The sequence below is a fragment of the Pigmentiphaga kullae genome (genome assembly GCF_004216695.1).
Lineage (GTDB): Bacteria > Pseudomonadota > Gammaproteobacteria > Burkholderiales > Burkholderiaceae_B > Pigmentiphaga > Pigmentiphaga kullae.
In genome coordinates this window covers 1481292-1504951 of record NZ_SGXC01000001.1, presented here as the reverse complement: position 1 = coordinate 1504951, position 23660 = coordinate 1481292, and the positions used below count along the sequence as shown (strand labels likewise).

The window sequence follows — 23660 nt, the reverse complement described above, 5'->3', positions numbered from 1 at the left end:
GGTTCCGCCGCCACGGCATGGCGCGCCTTACCGCCAATGCCGCGCGATGGCGGCGGCCGCCTCGGCGCCGCTGCGGCAGGCGCCGTTCACCAGCGATTGCGACAGGTAGTCGCCGCAGTAATAGACGCTGCGGCGCTGCGCCGACTGCCATGCCAGGAAGCTCGCCACCTTGCGGCCATAGCCCGGATAGAACACCGGCAGCTTGCAGGCGATCCACTGATTGAAACGGTAGACCAGGCGCCGGTCGAAGCCCGGCAGGCGCGCGCGGATCTCGTCGCGCAGCAGGCTGTCCACGTCGTTCGTGCAGCCCTGCCGTTCGGCTTCCCGCACCGCCTCGGGCGTGAGCTGGCAGTACAGGATGGACTCGGCATCGCCGGCATCGGGCGGCGCCGCCATCTGCTGCCAGGTGGCGATGCGCGTGGGCCGGCTGCGCAGCGAGAACTCCAGCGCCGGCGCCAGCGGCCCGCGCAGCGCGTAGTGGACGATGCCCAGACTGTTGTAGCGTACGGCGCCCAGCAACTGGCGCTCGGCCCCCGACTGTCCGGCCACGAGCCGCCCCGCGTACGCGCCCTGGGTCGCGCAGACGACGATGTCGGCGGTCGCCTCGCCTTCCACCCCGTCCTTGCGGTATCGCACCGTGCAAGGCCCGTCGTCCGCGCGGACGATGGCCGTCGCCACGGTATCGCACTCGACCTCGAGGCGGTCCGCCAGCGCGACCGTCAGCGCGCCCATCCCGCCCCGGGGCACGTACACGGTGTCGTGGCCCAGCAGCCCCGGCGTGGTGCTCAGGTAGAACGATGCGGAGATGTCCTCGGGATTCCAGCTGCGCGTGCCGCGAAAGACAGGCTCGACCAGCCGCTCCAGCACACGGCTGCCGGCGGTGCGCCGGATGTAGTCGGCCAGCGTCTCGTCGTCGTGGGCCAGCGCCGAGACGGCATGGTCCGGGTCCGCACGGCCGCGCAGCCAGGCCAGGTGCAGCCCGGCGCGCAGCAGCCCCAGCTTGTCGCGCCAGCCCAGGCCCGGCGTATGCATCGCGGCGAAACCGGGCATCAGATCCACGCGGTAGGTGCCGTCGGCGGTCCTGCAGTCCGCACCCAGGTTCTTCAGAGGCACCAGGCCCTCGCGCAGGCCCAGTTCGTCGATCAGGGCCTGCAATTCCCGGCCGAAGGGATACAGCAGGCGCGCCCCGGTGTTGTACGGAATCGGACCCTCGCGCCCCTGCGCGACACGCCCGCCCGGCTGGCCGCCGGACTCCAGCACCCGCACGCGAAACCCCAGCGCCCGCAAACGATACGCGGCGGTCAGCCCGGCGATGCCGGCGCCGACCACGATCACGGAACGATGGCCCGGCATTGCTTGCGCGCTCATGCCGGCTTGCCCACGGACGCCGGCACGACGAGCTCGATCAGCGCCGGCCCGGCTGCCGCGCGGGCCCGTTCCAGCGCGGGCAGGAAACCGTCGGTCGTCTCGACCCGCTCGGCATGGGCGCCGAAGGCGCGGGCATAGTCGGCGAAGGAAGGATTGCGCAGGTCGGTCCCGACGGCGCGGCCGAACAGGCGCATCTGGCTGCCGCGTATGGCGCCGTAGCCCGCGTTGTTCACGACCAGGACCAGGATCTTCAATCCTTCCTGGACGGCGGTCGCCAGTTCCTCGGCATGCATCAGGAAGCAGCCGTCGCCGGCCACGGCCACCACCGGGCGCGAAGGATCGGCCAGCGCCACGCCCACGGCCGCGGGCAGGCCGTAGCCCATGGCGCCGCTCTTGGGCCCCAGCAATGCGTCGCCGCGCCGCAGCGCGAAATAGCGGTGCAGCCAGACGGCATAGGCGCCGGCGCCCACGGTCACGGCGGCGCGCGCCGGCAGGTGCGCGCGCAGTTGCTCGAAGGCCTCGCGCAGGTCCAGCGGGGCCTCGCAGGCGCCGGTTCCCACGTAGCGTTCCCGGGCGGCGCGCAGCCCGGTCAACCACGCCCCATCGGCAAGCGGCGGCACCGGCAGGCCATCCAGCGCCGCGGCGAACTCCCGGGGCCCCGCCTGGATGGCCAGGTCGGCCTGGAAGACGCGATTGAGTTCGCCGGCCTCGGCGTGCACGTGCACCAGCGTCTGGCTGGGCAGCGGCGCCTCCAGCAGCTTGAAGCCGCCGAAACCGCCCGCCCCGAAGGTATTGATCTCGCCCAGACGGACGTTCACCGCCAGGACCAGGTCGGCCTGCGCGACTCCTTCGGCTAGCGCCGGCGCGATGCCTATGCCGGTCTCGCCCACGAAGCGCGGGTCGGCATGGTCGATCAAGTCCGCGCGGCGATAGGCGGTCGCCACCGGCCAGCCGGCGCGCGCGGCGAAGGCCGACACGCGGTCCAGCGATGCCTCGTCCCAGCCGGTGCCGCCCAGTAGCAGCAAGGGCCGGCGCGCGGCGGCGCACAGGGCGCGCAATTGTTCCAGGTCGTGCGCGGCCGGCGCGGGATGGACGGGAGCCGGCGGCGGCAGGTCCGGAACGCGGGCCTCCTGATGCAGGGCATCCTCGGGCACGATCACGACCACCGGCCCCCTGCGCCCCGCCATCGCATCGCGCCAGGCGCGCGCCAGGACCTCGGGCAGGCGCTCGGCCTGGCCGGCGTACAGCACGGACTTGGCCACCGGCCGGAACACCTCGCCCAGATCCTGCCCCCCGAGCGGATCGCGGCCGGCCTGGCGGGCGTCGGCCTGGCCCACGATCAGCAGCATGGGCGCGGCGTCGGTCTCGGCCGTGTGCACGGCCAGCAGGGTGTTCAAGGCGCCCGGGGCGCGGGCGGCCAGGCAGACGCCCGGCATGTCGGCCATGCGGCCCAGCGCCTGCGCGGCATAGGCCATGCCGGCCTCGTGGCGGAAGGACGTCAGGCGCACGTCGGCGTGGCGACCGGCCAGGGCATCGACGATCTCGAGTATGCCTTCGCCGGGAATGTGCAGGACATGGCGCACGCCGAATCCGTGCAGGGTATCGGCCAGGATGGCGGCGCCGTTGCGCGCGGAAGGAAGAGGAATCATGGAATCAAGGCGTCCGCCCGCAAGCGGGCGGATCGTGCCGAACGAATCAGAACAGATGGAAGATACCCGCAAGCAGCATGGTCTGGCCGCGCGAAGAGGAAGCGCCGCCGGTGCTGCCGTACAGGATGTACGCGTTCTGCGCATCGCCCGCGGCGCGCTGGTGGATGGCCGCCAGTTGCAGGATGGTGCGCTTGGACAGGAAGTAGTTGGTCATCAGGTTGAACTGATGGTACTTGGGCTTGAAGCCGGTGGCATCCACCTTGCCGAAGGTATAGGTATATCCCGCGCCGAGCTGCCAGCTGGCGTTGACGGAATAGGCCACGTTCAGGTCGAGGTTGCTGTACTTCGCGTCGGTTACCGGCAGGCCCGCCACCGTGCCGCCCACCTTGTCGTAGCGCACCTGGGTATAGGCCGCGGCGTACTTGAAGCTGCCCGCCTGGTAGTCCGCCGCGACGCCGACGGTGGTCATCGCCTGCGGGCTGACCGTATAGGCGTTGCGCTGCGAGGTGGAGGTGAAGGCCGGCAGCAGGATGGTGTTCCAGTTGCCCTCGGACACGGCGGTGGCCGGATTGTTCACCCGCATGTAGGCGGCCGCGACCGAAAAGTCGCCCGACTTGTACTTCAGCCCCATGCTGTGGGCGCTGTTCTGCTTGCCGGATCCGGCCACTTCGCCGAAGCTGTACACCGCGCCGGCCTGGAAGCCGTTGATGACGGGCGTGACGTACTTCACCGAATTGTTCAGCCGGAACTGGAAGTTCAGGTTGTCGACGTCGCCGGGGTGCGCCATGTAGCCGTTCCACTTGCCGGCCGGCACATAGGGAGCAAGGAACGAGGCCACCATGTCGTACTGCCGGCCGAAGGTGACCGTGCCCAGGCCGTTGTCGTTCAGGCCCACGTAAGCCTGGCGGCCGAACAGCCGCCCGCCCTGGCGCGAGTTGCCCGACCCCATGTCGAAGCCGCTTTCCAGGGTGAACAGCGCGGAACGCCCATTGCCCAGGTCCTCGTTGCCGCGCATGCCCCAGCGCGAAGGTCCGGTGGCCAGGCCCGTCACGCTGTGGCCCCCGCTGTTGTTCACGTAGCGCAGGCCGCTATACAGGAAACCATACAGCGTCACGTTGGACTGCGCGTGCGCGGCACCCGCGCACGCGGCGGCCGCGGCCGCTCCGATCAACCATCTTTTCATGCCTTTCTCCCGCGCCAGGCGGCCCCATGTTCTCGATGAAGGTCACGGTTCTGTCGAACCGGCGAAAGACGAACCGATTCGCCTTCCTGCCACGCAGACTAGGGAGCCCGGACCGCCCCTACAAGAGCGTCTGCGTACACGGTGCGGATTTCCTAGCAATCCGGAATGGATCGCCACAATTTCACGCGCCGGTCCCGCCGCGCGCCGCGCACAGACAGGCCCGGCGCGCCCCATCTAGGAAATAGGCAAGAACATCTAGGCGATCGGGACTCGTCCGCGCAAGGGTGAGGACGGCTCGTGGTTCGGTGCTAAAAATTCGGCATTCGAAGCCCTCCAGCGAGTCCAACGCCATGCTTCCTTTCCGCCTGTCTTTCCCGCGCGCCCTCGTCCTTCACGCCGCGACGGCCGCCCTGCTCGGCTACGCCGGCGCGGCCACGTCCGAGACCGTGATCGGCATCGCCAACCTCGGCCCCCACCCCTCCATCGCGCAGACCATCGAAGGCTTCAAGGAAGAAATGGCCCGGCGCGGCTACGTGGACGGCAAGAACACCACCTACGTCTACAGCGACGCGAACTTCACCCAGGCCCTGATGCCGCAGATGTTCACGCAAATCTCGTCGAAGTCGCCCGAGCTGATCCTGACCATCACCACCTCGGTATCGCAGACGGCGCTGTCGGCGGTGTCCAACCGCAAGACACCCATGGTGTTCGCCATGGTGACGGACCCGGTCAAGGCCGGCCTGGTGCCCAACTGGCAGCAAGGCGGCGCGCGCTTCACCGGCGCATCGGACATGCAGGACTTCGATGCCGCGCTGGCCTTCGGCAAGAAGCTCTTCCCCCATGCGACGTCCGTCGGTTCGCTGTACAACCCCGGGGAAGTCAACGACGTGGTGACCACCCAGAAGCTGGAGGAGGCCGCCAGGCGGGCCGGCCTGAAATTCGTGCCGGTCAGCGTCGACGCCGTGGGCGACATCCCGCAGCGCGCCCAATTGCTGCGGGGCATAGGCTTTGCCTATATCACGGGCTCCAATCTGGTGCAGTCCGCCATTCCTGCCGTGGCGGCCGCGGCCAAGCAACTGAAGTTCCCCATCCTGAGCTCGGAAACCGAGTTCGTGAAAAGCGGCATGGCCGCCGCCAACTACGCGGTCTCGCTGAAATCCATAGGCACCAACGCCGCCGTCCTGGCCGACCGCATCCTCAAGGGCACGCCCACCTCGCAGCTCGCGCCGGCGCGCCCGGGACCGGACGACTACATCACCACCATCAACAAGACCAAGTTCAAGGAGCTGGGCCTCGCCATCCCCGCTTCGTTCGACGACTGCGCCTGCTTCGTCGAGTAGCCCGTTTCCGCATCAAGGCCTACCTCATGCTAGACGTCCACCAACTGCAGAAAATCTTCCACGCCGGCACGCCGGACGAACGCATCGCCATCGACGAGGTATCCCTCGGCTTGCGGCGCGGCGACTTCGCCGTCGTCGTCGGCGGCAACGGCGCCGGCAAATCGACGCTGCTCAACATGCTGGCCGGCGAGGTCCTGCCCGACGACGGCCATATCCGCATCGACGGCAACGACATCACGCGCCTGCCCACGCACAAGCGCGCGAAATACATCTCGCGCGTGTTCCAGGATCCCTCGGTGGGCACGGCGGCCGCGCTCAGCATCGAGGAGAACCTGGCCGTGGCCGCCCGGCGCGGAGCCCGCCGCACCTTCGGCCGCGGCCTGACCGGCACGATGATGGCCGAATTCCGGGCCCGCCTGGAAACCTTCGGACTGGGCCTGGAAAACCGCATGAAGGCCCAGGCCGGCCTGCTGTCCGGCGGCCAGCGCCAGGCGCTGTCGCTGCTGATGGCGGTGCTGCGCGAACCGCAGTTGCTGCTGCTGGACGAACACACCGCGGCGCTCGATCCCAAGACCGCCGAGAAGGTCATGCAGGTGACCTCGCGCGTGGTGTCCGAAACCGGACTGACCACGCTGATGGTGACCCACAACATGAGCCACGCCATCACCTATGGCAACCGGCTGATCATGATGCAGCAGGGACGCATCATCGCGGACCTGTCCGGCGAACAGAAGCGCGGCATGACCGTCGAACGTCTGGTCGCCGCCTTCGACGACGAATCCCATCTCCTAGCAGCGGCGTGAACCCATGAACTTCCTGTCCACCTTCCTGAACCTGGTCCCCATGGGGATGATGCAGGGCCTGATCTATGCCCTGATCGCCATCGCCGTGATGATTCCCTTCCGCATTCTCAGCTTCGCCGACATGACCGGCGAAGGCACGCTGGCCTTCGGCGCCTGTGTCACCGCCAAGTGCCTGGTGATCGGGCTCGAGCCGGTGTCCGCGCTGCTGATCGGCGCCCTGGCCGGCTTCCTGGGCGGCACCGCCACGGCCTACATCCATGAAAGGGTCAAGATCAACACGCTGCTGTGCGGCATCCTGGTGCTGTCCATGCTGTATTCCATCGACATCCGCGTCATGGGGCAGCCCAACACCGCCCTGTTCAACTTTCCCAACCTGTTCTCCTACCTGCCCGGCGACGACGGCAGCCTGGTCAACCGCATCGTGTTCCTGGCCGTGATCGACGTGGTGCTGATCGGCCTGATCTTCTGGTTCCTGGGCACGCAGCACGGCATGGCCATGCGCGCGCTGGGGTCGAGCCAGGCCATGGCCCGCGCCCAGGGCGTCAACGTGAAGGTCTACACGCTGGTCGGCCTGGGGCTGGCCAACCTGATCGCCGCGCTCGGCGGCGGGCTGCTGGCGCAGAACCAGGGTTTCGCCGACGTGAACATGGGTTTCGGCACGCTGATCAACGGCCTGGCCTCGCTGCTGCTGGGCGAGGCGATCATCGGCAACCGCACCATCTTCCGGCAGGTGGCCGCCCCGGTGCTGGGTTCGGTGGTGTATTTCCAGCTGATCTCGCTGGTGCTGGCCTTCGGCTTCCAGCCCTCGGACCTGAAGATGGTCACGGCGCTGTTCGTGCTCGTGACGCTGATCAGCCTGGTACGCCGCAAGCCCGGCCGCAGCCCCTCGCGAGCCATCCGGGCCAGCGCCGCCTGAGCCCGGCGCCGGCTCCTGCCGGCGCCCTTGCCAGGGCCGATAAAAAAACAGGGATACGTCGCCGTATCCCTGTTTGCTTTCTGGCGGACGACGGCCCGCGCCGGTACTAGAGTTGCTGCCCGGGTGCCAGATAATCGGCCAGCACCATGTCCGCGTCATCCCCCGGGATGCGCTTGCGTTCGAACTCGGCCTCGCGGCCCCAGGGCTTGGTCGCATCCAGCCCCAGCCGGCCCCAGTGGTCCTTGTGCGGATCGCGGTAGAAGCCGGGCACATCCTTGACGACCATGGTCCGGGTATCGGCCCGGCCGCGCGTCAGGAAGGCCCATATCACCTCTTCCATGTCGTAGATGTCCACGTCCTCGTCCACCACCACGCACAGCTTGTTGTAGTCCAGGTGCGACCCCATGGCGGCCAGCAGGACGTGCTGGGCGTGGCCTTCGTACTGCTTGCGGATCTTGACGATGGTATTCATGACCGTGGGGCGGCACGTCACGTCCAGCACGCCCGCGACCTGGCCCTTCAGGTGCTTGTAGATGCGGGCGGCCGTGGCGGCCTCCAGCGGCCGCAGGTCCTCGTGCGAGCCGCAGACCAGCCCGTGGTAGACCGCGCCCTCGCGCCACGAGACGTGGGTGACCTCGAACACGTGGTTCTCGCCCACCTCGACGTAGTAGCCCATGAATTCGCCGAACGGACCCTCGGGACGGCGCTCGTGCGGCAGGATGCGCCCCTCGATCACGATCTGGGCATCGGCCGGCACCGACAGGCCGATGGTCTTGCACGGGCGCATGGGCAGGGGCTCGCCGCGCATGGCCGAGGCCAGAGCCAGCTCGTTGCCTTCGGGCGGCAGCGACACGCAGGCCGCCATGAACACCTCGGGCGGCGCGCCGATCAGGATGGCGGCCTCCAGCGGCTGGTCGCGCGCTTCGGCGGCCTGCTGGTAGCGATACAGATCGTGTGAGCTGCCCAGGCGGATGCGCAGTTCTTGGTCGGACACGTACAGGGAACGATGGAACGACAGGTTGGGCACGCCCGTCTGCGGATCCTGGGCGACGAAGATGCCCGAGGTGATGTAGGCGCCGCCGTCCCGGCCGTGATGCGTCAGCAGCGGCAGGTCGCTCAGCTTGCCCTCGCGCCATGCTTGCGGACCGGCGTCGCGCTGCCACGCGGCGTTGCCGGCGGCGTCCTGGATCTGTTCGTCCAGCCGTTCGCAGAAATTCCTGTCGCCGCAGCGGATGATCTCGCACAGGCGATCGTGATTGCTGTAGACGTTGATGGCCACCGGCATGTCGCTGCCGCGCACCTTGTTGAACAGCACCGCCTTGCCGGACTTGCGCTGCAACTGCACCGCCACGGCCGCCAGTTCATGGACGGGATCGACCTCGCGGTCGATGACGATCAGGTCGCCGCGGGCCTCGAGCCTGGCCAGGTAGTCTTTCATGATGGATTCCAGCGGGCCGCCCGGCTATTTCAGGCCGGGCAGCCACATGACGATTTGCGGAAAGGCGATGATCAGGCCGGTAAAGACCACCATCGCGAAGAAGAAGGGCAAGGCCGAGCGCGCCACCCGCATGGCGGACACCTTGGTCAACCCCTGGATCACGAACAGGTTGAACCCCACGGGCGGCGTCACCTGCGCCATCTCCACGGTGACGACCAGGAAGATGCCGAACCAGACCGGGTCGTAGCCCGCGGCCGTCACCAGCGGCAGCACGATGGGCAGCGTCATGACGATGGCCGATATGCCATCCAGGAAGCAGCCCAGCACCAGGTAGACGAGCAGCAGCAGGACGACCAGCCCCACCGGCCCGAGGTGCAGCGGCGCGATCATTTCCGCCACGGCCCGGGGCACGCCCAGGTAGCCCATGGCAGTGGAAAGGAAGCCGGCCCCCATGACGATGAGGCCGATCATCGAGGACGTGAAGACGGTGCCCATCATGGCCTGGCGCAAGGCGGCAAGGCTCAGGTCGCGCGAGACGGCGGCGATGGCCAGCGCGCCCACCACGCCCACCGCCGCCGCCTCGTTGGGCGTGGCGATGCCGGCCATCATCGAGCCGATGATGGCGCCGATCAGCAGCAGGACCGGCAGCAGGTTCTTCAGCGCCGCCAGGCGCTGGCCCCAGGTGTAGCGTTCGCGCGCCTGCGGCACGAGGCCCGGCCGCGCCAGCGCCAGCAGCACGATGGTGGCGCTGAACATGGCCGACAACACGAGGCCGGGCACGATGCCCGCCATGAACAGGTCCAGCAGCGAGATCTGCGCCAGCACGCTGTAGACGATCATCACGATCGACGGAGGAATCAGAAAGCCGATGGTGCCGGCGCCAGCCAGCGACCCCATCGCCAGCGAACCGCCGTAGCCGCGGCGGGTCAGTTCAGGCAGCGTGATCCGGCCTATGGTCGCCGCGGTGGCGGCCGACGATCCGGACACGGCGGCGAAAACGGTGCAGGCCGCCACGTTCACGTGGGCCAGCCGTCCGGGCAGCCACGTCGTCCACGGCGCGAGCGCATCGAAGATCGCGGCCGCGATGCGGGTACGGAACAGGATCTCGGCCATCAGCACGAACAGCGGCAGGGCCGACAGCTCGGCCACGGTGGCCGAGTTCCAGGACAACTGGCCCAGCAGCACGTCCACCGGCGTCGAGCGGAACAGCATCAGGCCGAGCCCGCCCGTGGCCATCAGCCCCAGGCCCACCCATACGCCGGCCCCCAGCAGGAGTATGAGCAGCCCCGCGACGACGAGAGCGATTTCTATCATGGCGGCCCCTATTCCGTGGAGACGAGCGGCGCGTCGCTCGTGCCTTGCTCGGTCGGCTCGTCCAGCACGATGCGCGCCAGGCGCGCGGCGAACTGCAGCGCGAGGACGACGGCTCCCAGGGCGAACAGGGCCTGGAACGGCCACAGCAGGGAGTTGCTGGGCAGGAAGGAACGCGTCTGGTCCAGGTAGGAGATGTACGCCAGCCGCAACAGCGCGTACGCGAAGAAACCCGACACCAGGACCGTGAACGCGGTGACCACGCCATCCAGCAGGCGGGCGCGGCGCGGCGCCAGCGCGTTCAGCGCCAATTGCACCCGGACGTGGAATCCGGCCCGCAGGACGTGGCCGCTGCCGGCCAGGAAGGAAATGGCCAGCAGATAGCTGGCGTATTCCCAGGCGAACTCCAGGCTGATGCCCAGCAGCTTGCGCGAGGCGACCTCGGCCACGATCAGCGCCAGCATCGCGCCGATCAACCAGCAGGCGAGGCGCGCGCCCCAGAGCGCCAGGCGATCGATGCCGTCCAGCAATGCCCTCATCGGGCCTGCCCCGCGCGCTCGCGATACTGGCGAAGCAGCTCGGGCACGGGCGGCGTGCGCCGCGCATAGTCCTCGACCATGCCGGCGGCGGCCTGCTTCAGGTCCGCGGCGACGGGCGCGGGCAAGGGCTCGATCTGCATGCCGTGTTCGCGCAGGACTGCCAGCGACTTGGCGTCGTCCTCCTGGCTGGCCTTCCAGAAGGCCGGTTCGAGATCCCGCGCCACCTTCTCGATCGCGTCGCGCTGCGCGGCCGTCAGCTTCTTCCATGCGGCCAGGTTGATCGTCGCCACGTTCGACGACCACACGTGGTTCGTCTTGTAGGCGTGCTTCAGGAACTCCCAGAAGCGCGAGTCCACGGCGGTGCTGGCCGAGGTCGTCACGCCATCCAGGCCGCCCGAGGCCAGCGCCGGCATCATGTCGGCGAAGGTCATCTGCACCGGCGACATGCCCACCTGCTTGATCAGTTCGGACGTCACGCGGTCCGTGACCCGCACCTTCATGCCCTTCGCATCCGCCGCCGCCGCGACCGGCTTGCGGGTGAAGAGATACTGGTCCGGCCAGGGCGTCATGTACAGCCGCTTCTGCCCGAAGCGGGCCAGCACCTTGTCGTACTCGGGCAGCATGATGTCGTGCAGCACGCGCAGTTGGCGATAGTCGCCCACCAGATAGGGCTGCGCCTCGAGCGAGAACAGAGGTGCGTCGCCCACCTGCTGCGGCGCGTTGAACTCGGCCATGGGCACGATGCCGTCGCGCACGGCGCGCAGCGTCTCGGGTCCCTTCAACCCCAACACCCCACCCGCGTGCACGGTGATCTTCACCTGTCCGCCGGTGGCCTTGTCCACCGCCTCGGCGAAGGCCACGGCGTTCTTCGTGTGGAAATTGCCCGGCGGCCAGGCGATCGCCATGTCGAGCCGGGTCTGCGCCAGGGCGGAGCCGCCGAGCGCCAGCGCCGCGATGCCCAGCAGCGCGCGGATGCGAAGGGAAATGGAGTGTCGTTGCATGCTCGGACTTCCTTGGTGTGCGCGCGATCAGTCGATCGCACCGGGATGGAATCGCCGGGCGGCCCCCGGCGAGAGATAGCCCAGCCGCGTATCGCGGCGGACCGCCTCGGGCGCGCGGCGCGACGGATCGCCGTAGCCGGCGCCGCCCGGCACGTCGATGCGCAGGACTTCGCCGGCGGGCACGGTCTGCAGGCCCATGGAACGCATGGCCGATCCCGAGACGGTGCCCACCCACCCGGGCGCGCCGTCGGCGCCGCCCTCGCGCCCACGGGCGGGATTGAGCACCCGGTCGAAGATGCCGAACACCTGGAACGGCGCCCCGTCGCGGGAAGCGACCTCCACCCGTTGGCCGAGACCGCCTCGGTACTGGCCGGCGCCGCCGCTGTCGGGCAGCAGTTCCTTGCGCCAGATGACGATGGGCGCGGCCGTTTCGCAGATCTCGACGGGGATGGACCGGATGCCGCTGGGAAAAGCGGTGGCCGACAAGCCATCGCCTTCGGGACGCGCGCCCGAGCCGCCGGCGTTGAAGAACAGGATCTCGAAAGGCATGCCGCCCTCGGCGCCGCCGCGCAGTTGCAGCCCCCAATTGCAGGCGGCTCCCTCGGCCGGGATGCGGCCGGGCAGCGCCCCGGCCAGCGCGCCCAGCGCCACCTCGGGCAGGAACTGGCCGATGATGTGGCGCGCGCAGACCGGCGCCGGATGGCGCACGTTCAGGATGGAACCTTGGGGCGCGTCCACTTCCACCAGGGACAGCGATCCCGCGTTGTTGGGCACGCCGGGCGCGACCGCCGCGCGCACGCCGAACGCGGCGTAGGCGCGGGTGTAGTTCAGCACCAGGTTGATGCCCTTGGCGCTGGCCGCCGACGTGCCGTCGAACGATACCCGTATGCGCTCGCCGTCGATGGCGACCGCGCAATGGATGTCGACCGGACGGTCGTAGCCGTCCAGCCGCATGTGCGAGGTGTACCTGCCCCGGGGCAGCCGGGCGATGGCGGCGCGCATGCCGGCGGCCGAGCGTTCCAGCAGGAACGCCGAAATGGCGGCCAGCCCGTCCTGGCCGAACTCGTCCAGGGTGGCCGCCAGGCGGCGGGCGCTGACTTCGTTGGCCGTGACGTACGACAGGATGTCGCCCACCACCGGCTCGGGCTGGCGCACGTTGGCGCGCACGATGTCGAGCAGGTCCTCGTTGATGCGGCCCGCGCGCGCCAGGCGCAGGATGGGGATGTACAGGCCTTCTTCGTACACCGACCGCCCGTCCGGCCCCTGGCCCAGGCCGCCGATGTCGACCTGATGGCAGGTACAGGCGAAGAAGCCGACGACCTTGCCGCCCTGGAAGGCGGGCGACAACACGGTAACGTCGTGCAGGTGGCCCGACGTCAGCCAGGGGTCGTTGGTGATGAAGTGGTCGCCCTCGGACATGGAGGCCGGCGGGTGCTTGTCCAGGAAATGGCGGGCGCAGGCGGCCATGGAATTGACATGGCCGGGCGTGCCCGTGACCGCCTGGGCGATGAGCCGTCCTTCCAGGTCGAACAGCCCGGCCGACAGGTCGCCCGCTTCGCGGACGGTGGGAGAGAAGGCCGTGCGCATCAGCGTGCGCGCCTGCTCCTCGACCACGGCGATCAGGCGGCTCCACAGGACCTGGGCCTTGATCTCCTCGGGCATGCCGCGGCCCGCCGCGGCGGCCGGGGAAGCCGCCGCGCCGTCCAGCACGATGTCGCCCGCCGGGGTGGCCTGGACCGCCAGGCCCGCCGGCACCACGATGGTGGTCTCGTCCTCCACGAGCAGGGCCGGTCCGGCCAGCGGCGCGCCGGGCGCCACGGCGCGGGCAGGCAGTACCGGACCGGACACGAAATCGCGCAGGGTCTGGTCGTAGAACCGGCGCGCGCCGGCCGCGCGGGATGCGTCCATGCCGGCCGCGGCGGGCGCGACGTCCGGTACCGGCGCCTCCACCCTGACGGTCCAGCCCAGCACCTCGATCTGCGCGCCGGCAATCACGCGACCGTAAAGCGCCCGGTAGGCGGCCTCGAACGCGGTGGCCAGCATCTGCCCGGCCTCTTCGCCGAAGGGGCGGTCGGGTAGAAGCACCCGTATCTCGTGTCCTTGCCCCTGGTAGCGCATCCAGGCGGTCCGCTGCTCGCGAACCTCGGCGCCGGGAGCGGCCCGGCGGACCACTCGATGCATTTCGGCGGCCAGTTCCTGGACGATGGCGTTGGCCTGGCCCGCGTCGAACGACGACAACCTGGCCTGCACGCTGCGGGTCGTCTCGAACGCCACCGGCGCGCGCAGGAAACCCAGCGCCGACCCCACGCCCGCGCCTTGCGGAATGACCACCCGGTCCAGCCCCAGCTTGGCGGCCAGCCGCGCGGCATGCAGCGGCGCCATGCCGCCGATCGCGATCAGCGTGCGGCCATCCACGCCCTTGCCGACCTCGACCGCGTGCTCGTGAACGGCATTGGCCATGCTCTCGTCGACGATCTCGCAGATGCTCCACGCCGCGTCCTCGACCGACAGCCCCAGCGATCCGCCCAGCCCGCCCAGCGCTTCGCGCGCCGCGCCCAGGCCCAGCCTCATCCGGCCACCGGCGAAATGCTCCGCGTCCAGCCGGCCCAGCGCCAGGTGCGCGTCGGTGACGGTGGGCTGCGTGCCGCCCCGCATGTAGCAGGCCGGCCCCGGCACCGAACCGGCGCTCTCCGGCCCCACCTGCAGCCGCCCCAGCGCATCCAGGTGCGCGATGGAGCCGCCGCCGGCGCCGATCTCGGCCAGCTCGACCACGGGAAAGCGCAGCGGAATGCCGCTGCCCGCCTTGAAGCGGGCCAGGCGCGCCACTTCCATCGAGCGCGCGGTCTGCGGCGCGCCTTCGTCGATGAAGCACAGCTTGGCGGTGGTCCCCCCTATGTCCAGCAGCAGCGCGCGGTCTATGCCCAGGCGCCGTGCCACGTCGGCCGCCAGGATGGCGCCGCCGGCGGGTCCCGACTCCAGCAGCCGGACGGGAAAGCGCCGGGCGACCTCGACCTCGCACAGGCCGCCGTTGGACAGCATCAACAGCAGCGGCGCGCGCACGCCGCGCGCCGCCAGCGCCTCTTCCAGGCGGCGCAGATAGCCGGCCATCACCGGCTGCACGTAGGCATTGACGCAGGCGGTCGCGAAGCGCTCGAACTCGCGGATCTCGGGCGCGACCTCGGACGACAGCGACACGTCCAGATGCGGCCGCAGCCGCGCGAGCGCGGCCCCGGCCTGCCTCTCGTGCGCGGGATTCCGGTAGCTGTGCAGGAAACCAATGGCGACGGCCTCGACCCCGGCTTCGTCCAGGGCCGGCAACAGCGCTTCGATGGCGGCATCGTCCAGGGGGCGCAGCACCTGACCGTCCGCCGACATGCGCTCGTCCACCACCAGGCGCAGGTCGCGCGGAACCAGCGGGTCCGGCTTATCGACATAGAGGTCGTAGTGGTCGTAGCGGCTTTCGGTGCCCATCTCCAGGGTGTCGCGAAAGCCGTCGGTCGTGATGAACGCGATGCGCGCGCCGCGGCGCTCGATGACGGCATTGGTGGCCAGCGTGGTGCCATGCACCACCGCATCGAGGTCGGCGTGCCGGAAGCCGGCATCGGCAAGAACGCGGTCCAGCCCCTCGAGCACGCCGCGTTCCGGCGACTCCGGGGTCGTCAGCACTTTCAGGAACCATCGCCGCGTCGAGCCGCCGTCGCTGGCTTCCAGCGCGAAGTCGGTGAAAGTTCCCCCTATGTCGATACCCAGCCGTAGCAAGACCGTTGCTCCTTTCAGGACCTGCGCGCGGGAATCAGCGCCAGGATCGATTCGCGCGCCTGCAGCATCAGGTCGCGCATGATTTTCTCGGCCGCGCGGGCATCGCGCCGGCCCAGCGCCTCGACCAGCGCCCGGTGGTGCCGGACCACGATCTCGCGGTTGGACTTTTTCTCCAGCGTGGCCCGCCGCAGGGTCTGGATCTGGCTGTCGTGGCGGCTGGCCGCCTCGCCCAGCCGCTTGTTGCCGGCCAGCCGCACCAGCGCGACGCGAAAGTCATGGTTGGCCATGACGAATTTCTGCAGGGATGGCCGGGACAGCGCATCGACTTCCCGCTGGACGACCGCTTCGAGCGCGGCCAGGCCCTCGGGCGTGACCGACCGGGCGGCGCGGGCTGCCAGATAGGGCTCGATCAGCAGCCGCAGTTCCATGATTTCCTCGAGATCCTGGCGGGACAGCGATGCCACCGAGGTTCCCCTGCCAGCGGTCAGCAGCCCCTCGTGGCGCAGGCGCGTCAACGCCTCGCGCAGCGGCGTGCGCGAGACGCCCAGCATCGCGGCCAGCTGCGTCTCGGTCATGCGCACGGACGGATCGATCTCGCCGCTGGCGATCTTCTCGTGGATCTGGCGGTAGATACGTTCGGGAAGCAGGTCCGCGCGGGGCAACTGCTCCAGGGAAAGAGGCGGCAGTGTCTTCATGGTCGTGCCGCGTATCATCGGCCAGTCCCGGCAGAAAAACAATTGTTTTTTGCATACCGACTCCGCTCCAGCCCCTATGCCGACGGCCACTGCGAGCCCAGATACTCCGCCAGGTCCACCGTATCCTCGCCCGGAATCCGCTTGCGCTCGAACTCCGCCTCGCGCCCCCACGGTCGCGTCGCATCCAGCGCCAGGCGTCCCCAATGGTCCTTGTGCGGATCGCGATAAAAGCCCGGCACGTTGGGCACCACCATGGTGCGGGTGTCGGCGCGCCCGCGCGTCACGAACGCCCAGACCACCTCTTCCATGTCGTAAATGTCGACGTCCTCGTCCACCACCACGCAGAACTTGTTGTAGTCCAGGTGCGATCCCATCGCGGCCAGAAGCGCGTGGCCGCCGTGCCCTTCGTACTGCTTGCGGATCTTGATGATGGTGTTCATGACCGTGGGCCGGCACGAGACGTCCAGCACGCCCGGCACCTGGGTCTTGAGCGCCTGGTAGATGCGCGCGGCCGTGGCCGCCTCCAGCGGCCGCAGATCCTCCTTGGAACCGCAGATCAGTCCGTGGAAGACGGCGCCCTTGCGCCAGCCGACGTGCGTGACCTCGAACACGTGGTTCTCGCCCACCTCGACGTAGTAGCCCATGAATTCGCCGAAGGGGCCTTCGGGACGGCGCTCGTTGGGCAGGATGCGTCCCTCGATCACGATGTCGGCCGCGGCCGGCACCGACAGGTCGATGGTCCTGCACGGCCTCATGCGCAGCGGCCCGCCGCGTATGGCCGCGGCCAGGGCCAGTTCGCTGGCATCCGGCGGCAGCGACACGCAGGCCGCCATGAACAGCTCGGGCGCGGCGCTGACCAGGATCGCCGCCTCGAGCGGCTTGCCGTCGCGCTCGGCCGCCTGCTGGCAGCGTGCCAGGTCGTGCGTGCTGCCCAGGCGCACGCGCAGTTCGCCGTCCGAGACCTTCATCGACCGGTGGAACGACAGGTTGGGCACGCCGCTGTCGGGATGCTTCGCCAGAAAGATGCCCGAGGTGATGTAGGCACCGCCGTCGCGCTCGTGATAGGTCAGGATGGGCAGATCGGACAGCGTGCCCGAGCACCATTCGTCGCGCTCGTCCGGCTCATCGGTCCAGGCGCCCTGCCCCAGCGTGGCCGCCAGCGCGATCTCCTCGCCCAGGCGCTCGCAGAAGGTCTTGCGCCCGCAGCGGATGATCTCGCGCAGGCGTTCGTGCTCGCTGTAGACGTTCATGACCACGGGCAGCGCACTGCCCCGGACATGGGGAAACAGCACGGCCTGCTTCGATTCGGACTGCAGCCGGCGGGCGATCGCGGCGGCCTCGAAGCGCGGATCCACTTCCTTGTGGACGACGACCAGCTCGCCCCGGGACTGGAGCTTGTCGAGGTAGTGTCTCATCGTTGTGAAGAACCAGCTTTACGAAGAAAGCCCACGATAGCAACGGCCGTGGCCGCGCTTCTTTGCCCGGCGCGTCGAAAACCTAGGATTACGGAACAACTTGAGGGGCCGGGCGTCCGCATCCGCGTGTTAGCCCGGATTGCCCGGCCGGCCGCGCCACCGTACCGTATGCCACCGCCGAGTTTCCGACCGCAGGGAGTGCCGATGAATACCTTCCCCTTTCGTCCCGACCAGAGCGACGATGGATTGTTCAGGACCCGGCTGGCGGGCCGGCATGCCCGCACCACCGAAGCCTTCCACCAGTTGCGCGCCACGGCCGAACATGCCGCCTCGCCCCAGGCCAGGGGCCCGGGCCTTTACGGACAGCGCGTGGCCGTTTCCGAGGATCCGGCCGAAGGCTACTGGGAACTGATCAGCCTGCGCGACGAGATCTTCCTGGTCATCACCAGCTGCCGCTACACGAAGGAACGCACCGAAAGCGTGCTGCCCGAGGGCTTCGTCGAGTTCCATTTCGTGCTCAAGGGCCCGGCGCGCGTCGAGTTCTCGGAGTCGGGCGAGGTGCAGATCGGCTCGCCCAACCTGACCGTGGTGCAGCAGGGCGACGACATGCTCTACCAGGTGCACTGCGGCCCCGGATCGTGGCGCATGGTCAGCATGTACGTCACGCAGGCCTATTTCGATGCCTTCGTCCGCGCCTCGCTGGGCGCCGGCAACGCCTTCCAGAAGAAGCTGGACGCCGTGGGCAACGAGCAGGTCTTCTGCCACCAGATGCCGGTGGGCGTGGAAGTGCTGCACGCCATCGAGAAACTGCTGGCCAACCCCTACCAGGGCTATCGCCGCCTGCTGCTGGCCGAGGCCAAGGCCAGCGAGATCCTGTGCGCCTCGCTGGACCTGTGGCAGAACCACATAGAAAGCGAGAACGCCCCGGGCGTATTCTCGACCCGCGACCTGCGCCTGATCGAGAAAGCGCGCGACATCATGCTGTCGGACATGACGCGCGTACCCACCATCCCGGAGCTGGCGCGCGCGGTGGGCACCAACACCTCCAAGCTCAAGCGCGGCTTCAAGTTCCTGTACGGCATGACGGTGTTCGAGTTCGGCCACAGCCACCGCATGAACCGCGCGCTGAACCTGCTCATCCAGGACCGCCTGTCCGTCAACGAGGTGGCCTGCGCGGTGGGCTACCAGCACCAGACCAGCTTCACCGCCTCGTTCCGCGAACACTTCGGCTTCGCGCCCAAGGACGCCCGCCGCATGGGCAGCGCCGACGAAGTCCTGGCCCGCCACGCCGGCGATCCGCTGCATCCGCCGGGCGCGCACTGACCGCATCCGGCCTGGTTTCGGGAAACAGATGACTTTTCTAGGAAATCGGCATTGATGCGCGCCGCGGACTGATTGCCGCCCCATGCTTCGCATAGGATCGTCCCATCCCCGATGGGCACAACTAGCGAGGCACACAATGGCAGTCATGGAAGTACGGAATCCACGCAGCGGCGAACGGGATTACCGGTTCGAACCCACCAGCGCGGCGGACATCGCCGCCAAGGCCAGGGCGGCGCGCGACGCGCAGCGCGCCTGGTTCTCGGGCGGCCTGGAGCGCCGCATCGCCATCCTGAAGAAATGGGCCGAGTCCCTGGGCCGGCATGCCGCCGAGATCGCGGCGGCGCTCAGCGTGGACACCGGCCGCACGCGCATCTCGCACGAGGAACTCGGCGCCGTCGAGCACTTCATCCACGGCTACTGCGAGGCGGCGCCCCAGGTGCTGGCGCAGCCCTTCCGCAAGTTCTCGCACAACGACGAGATCATTTTCAAGACCACCCTGGTGCCCTATCCGCTGGTGGGCGTCATCAGCCCCTGGAATTTTCCGCTGGTGCTGTCCTTCATCGACGCGATTCCCGCGTTGGTCGCCGGCGCAGCCGTCATGATCAAGCCCAGCGAAGTCACGCCGCGCTTCGTCGAACCGTTGCAGCGCTCGATCGACGACGTGCCCGAACTCGCCCGCATCATCACGCTGGTGCGCGGCGGGGCCGAGACCGGGCAGGCCGTGGTGGCCAACAGCGACGCCATCGTCTTCACCGGCAGCATCAAGACCGGACGCAAGATCGCGCTTGCCGCCGCCGAGGCCTTCATCCCGGCCTTCCTGGAGCTTGGCGGCAAGGACCCGGCCGTGGTGCTGGCGGGCTCGGATCTCGCCCGCGCCGCCACCAGCATCCTGCGCAGCGCCATCTACAACACCGGGCAGGTCTGCTACGCGATCGAACGCGTGTACGTGGATGCCTCGGTGCATGACGAGTTCGTCGCCGAACTGCTGCGGCAGGCCGCCACGCTGCGGCGCAGCCACGCGGCGGGAGACGGCGGCCACTACGGCCCGTTCATCTTCGAGGCGCAGGGAGCCATCGTCCAAGCGCAGCTCCAGGACGCCGTGGCACGCGGCGCCCGCATCCTGTCGGGCGGCAAGGTCGAGAACGTGGGCGGCGCCATCTGGCTGGATCCCACCATCGTCACCGGCGTGGACCACGGCATGGCGGTCATGACCGAGGAAACCTTCGGTCCCGTCGTGCCGGTCATGAAGTTCGACTCCGTCGAGGAAGCCGCCCATCTGGTCAACGACACGGTCTTCGGCCTGTCGGGTGCGGTGTTCGGTCCCGACACGCACACCGCGGGCGACTTCGCCACGCTGATGGAGGCGGGCGGCGTCAGCATCAACGACACCGAACTGCAGCGCGGCATGATGTTCGATGGCGAGAAGACCGCCTTCAAGATGTCCGGCATGGGCGGGTCGCGCTATGGCGCGACCAGCATCCTGCGCTACGTCCGCAAGCGCGCGCTGATCGCCAACGAAGGCGGCATCAAGCCCCTGACCGAACTTTCCGAACTCGAAACCTGAGCTTCCCGCCCGCGCGCCGGCCAAGCGGCGCGCGGGCCTTTCGCGTTCTTGGCAGGAGAAAACCATGCTGGGCAAACTTCTCGGACGGCTGGTGGCCGGAACGGCCCTCGTGGCCAGTTGCGCGGCGGGCGCGCAGGAACCCGTGGTCGTGGGCATCGCCAACTTCGGTCCGCATCCGGCGCTGGACCAGAGCGTGTCGGGCTTCAAGCAAGAACTGGCCAGGCTGGGCTACGTGGACGGCAAGAACGTGCGCTTCGTCTACAGCGACGCCAACTTCACCCCGGCCATGATCCCCCAGATCCTGAACCAGATCGAAGCCAACAAACCCTCGGTCATCCTGACGGTGACCACGCCGGTGTCGCAGGCGGCCATCACCAGCGTCAGCGACAAGCGCATCCCGCTGGTGTTCGTGCTGATCAGCGATCCGGTGGCCGCCGGGCTGGTGCCCAACTGGAACCAGGGCGGGCCCCGCTTCGTGGGCTCGGCCAGCGCGATGGACTACGACGCGGTCCTGGAGTTCGCCCGCCAGATCTTCCCCGACGCGAAGAAGTTCGGCGTCCTGTACGCCCCCGGGGAAGCCAACGACGTGGTGGCCATGAAATCCATCGAAGGCGCCGCCAAGCGGGCCGGCCTGGCGTTGCAGGCGGTCAGCGTGGATTCGGCCATCGACGTGCAGCAGCGCACCCAGATGCTGTCCGGCGTCGACTTCGTCTATGCCATCGGCTCCAGCCTGGTGCAGTCCTCGATGCCGGCGCTGGCCTCGGTCACCGACCGCTACCGCATCCCCATCCTCAGCGCGGAAACCGAACTGATCAAGAAAGGCGTGGTCGCCGTATCCTACGCCGCGTCCTACCAGGTCCAGGGCGCGCACGCCGCCCGGCTGGCGGCGGAACTGCTGAAGGGCCGCAAGACCACCGACCTCGCGCCCATCAAGCCCGGCCGCAAAGACTACGCCGCGCTGATCAGCCGCAAGAAGTTCGCCCAGCTGGGCAAGCCCGTCCCGGCTGCCTTCGAGCACTGCAACTGCTTCGTGGATTGAGTTCGATGCCGCGCGCCCGTACCCTGCACGGCGTGTCCGTCGGCATCCTGCTGCTGGACACGGGCTTCCAGCGCGTCCCGGGCGACATCGGCCACGCGGCCACCTGGCCCTTCCCCGTCCAGTATGCGGTGGTCAAGGGCGCCACGGGCGCCCGCGTCGCCGGCCCCGAGGCCGGCGGCACGCTGGACCTGTTCGCGCGGGCAGCCGCCGACCTGGCGGCCATGGGGGTGGACGGCATCGTGACCAGTTGCGGCTTCCTGGCGGTGCTGCAACGCGAACTGGCCGCGCGCTGCCCCGTTCCCGTCGCCACCTCCAGCCTGCTGCAGATTCCCATGGCGCAGGCGCTGCTGCCGCCCGGCAGGACCGTGGGCGTGCTGACGCCCGTGGCCGAAGCCTTGACGTCCGCCCACTTCCAGGGCGTGGGCGTGGCCGGCACGCCGCCGGTCGAGGGACTGCCGCCCGATTCGCTGTTCAAGCGCGACCTGCTGGAGAACCGGACGGCGTTCGACGTCGCGGCACACCAGCGAGAGGTCGTCGCGGCGGCCCGCCGGCTGGTCGGCCGGCATCCCGAGGTCGGCGCCATCGTCAGCGAATGCGCGAACTTCCCGGTCCATTCGGCGGCCGTCGCAGCCGAACTGGGCCTGCCGGTATTCGACACCCATACCCTGGTGTCCTGGTTCCACGCGGGCCTGCGGCCCCGGCACTTCACCGCCGGGCCTTCCACGGCACCTTGACGTCGGCCAGCGCACCGAAGGCCGCCTCGGCCCGGACCTCCAGCTCGCGCAGCCGGGCGGCGATCCACCCCAGGGCGAACCAGGCCTGGGCATGCGCGTCGGCCAGCGAGGCATAGTGCGTGCGCGCCACGACCAGGTCGTTGATCTCGCCCAGGATGTCCTGCAGCGCCGCGAGTTTCTTGCGATAGGCGCGCACGCGCGCGGCGCGGTACAGGGGCGCCGACAGGGCCAACCCGTAGCGCAGGCGCTTGGCCAGCTTGCGCAGGGCGTGGCGGCGTTCGTCCTCCAGCCGCACGAAATGCCTGCCTTCGCGAACCAGCCGGTCGTGCCACTTGCCCAGGCGCGGCGTGATGGCGCGCGCGAGGCGGACGGGGCGCTCGGGCGCCGGCGCCACGGCCGGTTCGGCGGCCGGCAATCCGCCGGCCATCGGCAGGCTGGGAGCCGGCTCGCGTATGCCCACGTTCCAGGCCAGCAGGCCCAGCAGCCACGACTGGAAATCCGTGGACGACGCCAGGGTGGCCGCATCGGTTCCGGCCTCCGGCTGCCATGTCAAAGGCGGCATGCCGGCACCGACCAGCGCGGACAGGACCTCGCCGCCCATGACGTCCTGGTCGCGCACCCGGCCGAAATCGGCGAAATGCCTGCGCGCGCCGTCCTGCAACACCGCCGGCGGCAGCTCGGCATTGCCGTCCAGCAGCTTCCACGCCGAGCGCAGCCGGCGCATGCCGACACGCAACTGGTGCACGTGTTCGGCGCCTCCCAGCCGCACCCCGGGGGGGGCGTCGGCCGCCGCCAGCGGCGCGGCATTGCGGGCGATCTGCTCGAAGCATTCGGCGGTCATCGCGGCCAGCGCCCGGTCGGGCGTCTCGCCCTGGGCCAGATCGATGCCGGCGGCGAAGCGCGGCGCCCAGAACGCGGCGATCTCCGCTTCCCTGACCTGGGGCCGTTCGTCCAGCGGCGCGGCGGCGATGCGAACGGCGGCATTGGCCAACCCGTCGCCGCGCTCGGCCTTGCTGCGCAGGTCCAGCACCAGGCCGTGCCGGGCCAGCCAGCGGCCGGCCACGATGAACAGCGCCTGGGGCCGCCCGGACACCAGCTCGAACTCCAGTTCGCACACCGGCAGCTCCAGTCCCTGGGCCCGGATCGTGCCCTCGTCGTAGGCCGCTTCCACCATGCCCGCGCGGGTACGCACCGCGGCCGCCCTGCGCCAGACGTCGGTCTCGTAGCGCACGCCCAGCTCGGCGCTCAGCCCGGCCAGCACCGCTTCGGCCGGCGTGCCGGCATAGACGGACAGGTCCAGGGCCCGGCCGGGGCTGGGATGGTTCAGTTCCACGCGCGACATGGCATCGGCCCCCGCCATCTTGAAGGTCTGCACCCACCTGCGGCCCTCCTGGCGCAGCCGGATCGCCGCGCGCTGGCGGGCCAGTTGTCGGTCGGGGGTGTCGAAGTACAGCGCGCGCAGGCGCATGCGGGGCGGGGATGACAGGGAAGCGAACTGGCCGGCGACCGCCTTGCGCGCGGCCCAGGGGACGGAAAACTTGAGTTCTTGTTCTAGCATGAGGACGAAAGGCGAGCCATGACGG

The 23660-nt window shown here is 69.3% G+C and carries 18 protein-coding genes; 7 read left to right on the top strand and 11 right to left on the bottom strand.

What is annotated here, in order from left to right:
* Positions 1-27: 27 nt before the first annotated feature.
* The 3 genes from EV675_RS07385 to EV675_RS07375 are packed head-to-tail and all read right to left on the bottom strand — an operon-like array spanning position 28 to position 4200.
* The gene (locus tag EV675_RS07385; RefSeq protein WP_130356663.1) at positions 28-1368 is read right to left on the bottom strand and encodes a protoporphyrinogen/coproporphyrinogen oxidase; all 1341 of its coding nucleotides are present in this window, start codon (positions 1366-1368) and stop codon (positions 28-30) included.
* Positions 1365-3017, bottom strand: coding sequence for a thiamine pyrophosphate-dependent enzyme (locus tag EV675_RS07380; protein WP_165404482.1), 1653 nt, complete (start codon positions 3015-3017; stop codon positions 1365-1367). Before EV675_RS07380 ends, EV675_RS07385 begins: the two co-directional genes overlap by 4 nt.
* 46 nt (positions 3018-3063) lie before the next feature.
* Positions 3064-4200, bottom strand: a complete 1137-nt coding sequence (locus EV675_RS07375) for a porin (RefSeq protein WP_130356661.1) — start codon at positions 4198-4200, stop codon at positions 3064-3066.
* A gap of 350 nt (positions 4201-4550) precedes the next feature.
* Between EV675_RS07375 and EV675_RS07370 the strand changes: the two genes are divergently transcribed.
* The 3 genes from EV675_RS07370 to EV675_RS07360 are packed head-to-tail and all read left to right on the top strand — an operon-like array spanning position 4551 to position 7259.
* Positions 4551-5540, top strand: a complete 990-nt coding sequence (locus EV675_RS07370; RefSeq protein ID WP_130356660.1) for an ABC transporter substrate-binding protein — start codon at positions 4551-4553, stop codon at positions 5538-5540.
* Between the two features lie 26 nt (positions 5541-5566).
* Complete coding sequence (locus EV675_RS07365) at positions 5567-6343, top strand: ABC transporter ATP-binding protein (RefSeq protein ID WP_130356659.1); 777 nt, start codon at positions 5567-5569, stop codon at positions 6341-6343.
* A gap of 4 nt (positions 6344-6347) precedes the next feature.
* Complete coding sequence (locus EV675_RS07360) at positions 6348-7259, top strand: ABC transporter permease (protein WP_130356658.1); 912 nt, start codon at positions 6348-6350, stop codon at positions 7257-7259.
* Between the two features lie 106 nt (positions 7260-7365).
* Here EV675_RS07360 and EV675_RS07355 read toward each other — a convergent pair whose 3' ends face one another.
* From EV675_RS07355 to EV675_RS07325, 7 genes are all read right to left on the bottom strand, one after another.
* Complete coding sequence (locus EV675_RS07355) at positions 7366-8697, bottom strand: UbiD family decarboxylase (RefSeq protein ID WP_130356657.1); 1332 nt, start codon at positions 8695-8697, stop codon at positions 7366-7368.
* Positions 8698-8721: 24 nt separating this feature from the next.
* On the bottom strand, positions 8722-10011 hold the full coding sequence (locus EV675_RS07350; protein ID WP_130356656.1) for a TRAP transporter large permease: 1290 nt from the start codon (positions 10009-10011) through the stop codon (positions 8722-8724).
* An 8-nt stretch (positions 10012-10019) separates the two neighbouring features.
* Positions 10020-10547, bottom strand: a complete 528-nt coding sequence (locus tag EV675_RS07345) for a TRAP transporter small permease subunit (protein ID WP_130356655.1) — start codon at positions 10545-10547, stop codon at positions 10020-10022.
* Complete coding sequence (locus tag EV675_RS07340) at positions 10544-11548, bottom strand: TRAP transporter substrate-binding protein (RefSeq protein ID WP_130356654.1); 1005 nt, start codon at positions 11546-11548, stop codon at positions 10544-10546. Before EV675_RS07340 ends, EV675_RS07345 begins: the two co-directional genes overlap by 4 nt.
* 27 nt (positions 11549-11575) lie before the next feature.
* A complete protein-coding gene (locus EV675_RS29960; protein WP_130356653.1) occupies positions 11576-15307 on the bottom strand; it encodes a hydantoinase B/oxoprolinase family protein in 3732 nt (1243 codons plus the stop codon).
* A gap of 14 nt (positions 15308-15321) precedes the next feature.
* Positions 15322-16002, bottom strand: coding sequence for a GntR family transcriptional regulator (locus EV675_RS07330; protein WP_165404481.1), 681 nt, complete (start codon positions 16000-16002; stop codon positions 15322-15324).
* Between the two features lie 74 nt (positions 16003-16076).
* Positions 16077-17417 carry a UbiD family decarboxylase gene (locus tag EV675_RS07325; protein ID WP_130356651.1) on the bottom strand — a complete coding sequence of 447 codons (1341 nt, stop codon included), beginning with the start codon at positions 17415-17417 and terminating at the stop codon, positions 16077-16079.
* Between the two features lie 204 nt (positions 17418-17621).
* Here EV675_RS07325 and EV675_RS07320 point away from each other — a divergent pair, with 204 nt between their 5' ends.
* The 4 genes from EV675_RS07320 (at position 17622) to EV675_RS07305 (ending at position 22077) form a co-directional block, all read left to right on the top strand.
* Positions 17622-18740, top strand: coding sequence for a helix-turn-helix transcriptional regulator (locus tag EV675_RS07320; RefSeq protein WP_130356650.1), 1119 nt, complete (start codon positions 17622-17624; stop codon positions 18738-18740).
* A gap of 145 nt (positions 18741-18885) precedes the next feature.
* Entirely contained in the window at positions 18886-20304 is a 1419-nt protein-coding gene (locus EV675_RS07315; RefSeq protein WP_242621354.1) for an aldehyde dehydrogenase family protein, read from the top strand.
* A 64-nt stretch (positions 20305-20368) separates the two neighbouring features.
* Positions 20369-21343 carry an ABC transporter substrate-binding protein gene (locus EV675_RS07310; RefSeq protein WP_130356648.1) on the top strand — a complete coding sequence of 325 codons (975 nt, stop codon included), beginning with the start codon at positions 20369-20371 and terminating at the stop codon, positions 21341-21343.
* 5 nt (positions 21344-21348) lie between these two features.
* On the top strand, positions 21349-22077 hold the full coding sequence (locus EV675_RS07305; protein ID WP_130356647.1) for an aspartate/glutamate racemase family protein: 729 nt from the start codon (positions 21349-21351) through the stop codon (positions 22075-22077).
* Here EV675_RS07305 and EV675_RS07300 read toward each other — a convergent pair.
* Complete coding sequence (locus EV675_RS07300) at positions 22049-23635, bottom strand: CYTH and CHAD domain-containing protein (protein ID WP_130356646.1); 1587 nt, start codon at positions 23633-23635, stop codon at positions 22049-22051. The genes EV675_RS07305 and EV675_RS07300 overlap by 29 nt on opposite strands.
* Positions 23636-23660: the final 25 nt, after the last annotated feature.

Excerpts from the sequence above, each read along its gene's own strand:
- EV675_RS07345 (WP_130356655.1), bottom strand. The coding sequence starts at position 10,547 with ATGAGGGCATTGCTGGACGGCATCGATCGCCTGGCGCTCTGGGGCGCG.
- EV675_RS07315 (WP_242621354.1), top strand. The coding sequence starts at position 18,886 with ATGGAAGTACGGAATCCACGCAGCGGCGAACGGGATTACCGGTTCGAA.
- EV675_RS07355 (WP_130356657.1), bottom strand. The coding sequence starts at position 8,697 with ATGAAAGACTACCTGGCCAGGCTCGAGGCCCGCGGCGACCTGATCGTC.
- EV675_RS07340 (WP_130356654.1), bottom strand. The coding sequence starts at position 11,548 with ATGCAACGACACTCCATTTCCCTTCGCATCCGCGCGCTGCTGGGCATC.
- EV675_RS07300 (WP_130356646.1), bottom strand. The coding sequence starts at position 23,635 with ATGCTAGAACAAGAACTCAAGTTTTCCGTCCCCTGGGCCGCGCGCAAG.
- EV675_RS07385 (WP_130356663.1), bottom strand. The coding sequence starts at position 1,368 with ATGAGCGCGCAAGCAATGCCGGGCCATCGTTCCGTGATCGTGGTCGGC.
- EV675_RS07375 (WP_130356661.1), bottom strand. The coding sequence starts at position 4,200 with ATGAAAAGATGGTTGATCGGAGCGGCCGCGGCCGCCGCGTGCGCGGGT.
- EV675_RS07350 (WP_130356656.1), bottom strand. The coding sequence starts at position 10,011 with ATGATAGAAATCGCTCTCGTCGTCGCGGGGCTGCTCATACTCCTGCTG.
- EV675_RS07360 (WP_130356658.1), top strand. The coding sequence starts at position 6,348 with ATGAACTTCCTGTCCACCTTCCTGAACCTGGTCCCCATGGGGATGATG.
- EV675_RS07330 (WP_165404481.1), bottom strand. The coding sequence starts at position 16,002 with ATGAAGACACTGCCGCCTCTTTCCCTGGAGCAGTTGCCCCGCGCGGAC.
- EV675_RS07365 (WP_130356659.1), top strand. The coding sequence starts at position 5,567 with ATGCTAGACGTCCACCAACTGCAGAAAATCTTCCACGCCGGCACGCCG.
- EV675_RS07370 (WP_130356660.1), top strand. The coding sequence starts at position 4,551 with ATGCTTCCTTTCCGCCTGTCTTTCCCGCGCGCCCTCGTCCTTCACGCC.
- EV675_RS07380 (WP_165404482.1), bottom strand. The coding sequence starts at position 3,017 with ATGATTCCTCTTCCTTCCGCGCGCAACGGCGCCGCCATCCTGGCCGAT.
- EV675_RS07310 (WP_130356648.1), top strand. The coding sequence starts at position 20,369 with ATGCTGGGCAAACTTCTCGGACGGCTGGTGGCCGGAACGGCCCTCGTG.
- EV675_RS07325 (WP_130356651.1), bottom strand. The coding sequence starts at position 17,417 with ATGAGACACTACCTCGACAAGCTCCAGTCCCGGGGCGAGCTGGTCGTC.
- EV675_RS07305 (WP_130356647.1), top strand. The coding sequence starts at position 21,349 with ATGCCGCGCGCCCGTACCCTGCACGGCGTGTCCGTCGGCATCCTGCTG.
- EV675_RS07320 (WP_130356650.1), top strand. The coding sequence starts at position 17,622 with ATGAATACCTTCCCCTTTCGTCCCGACCAGAGCGACGATGGATTGTTC.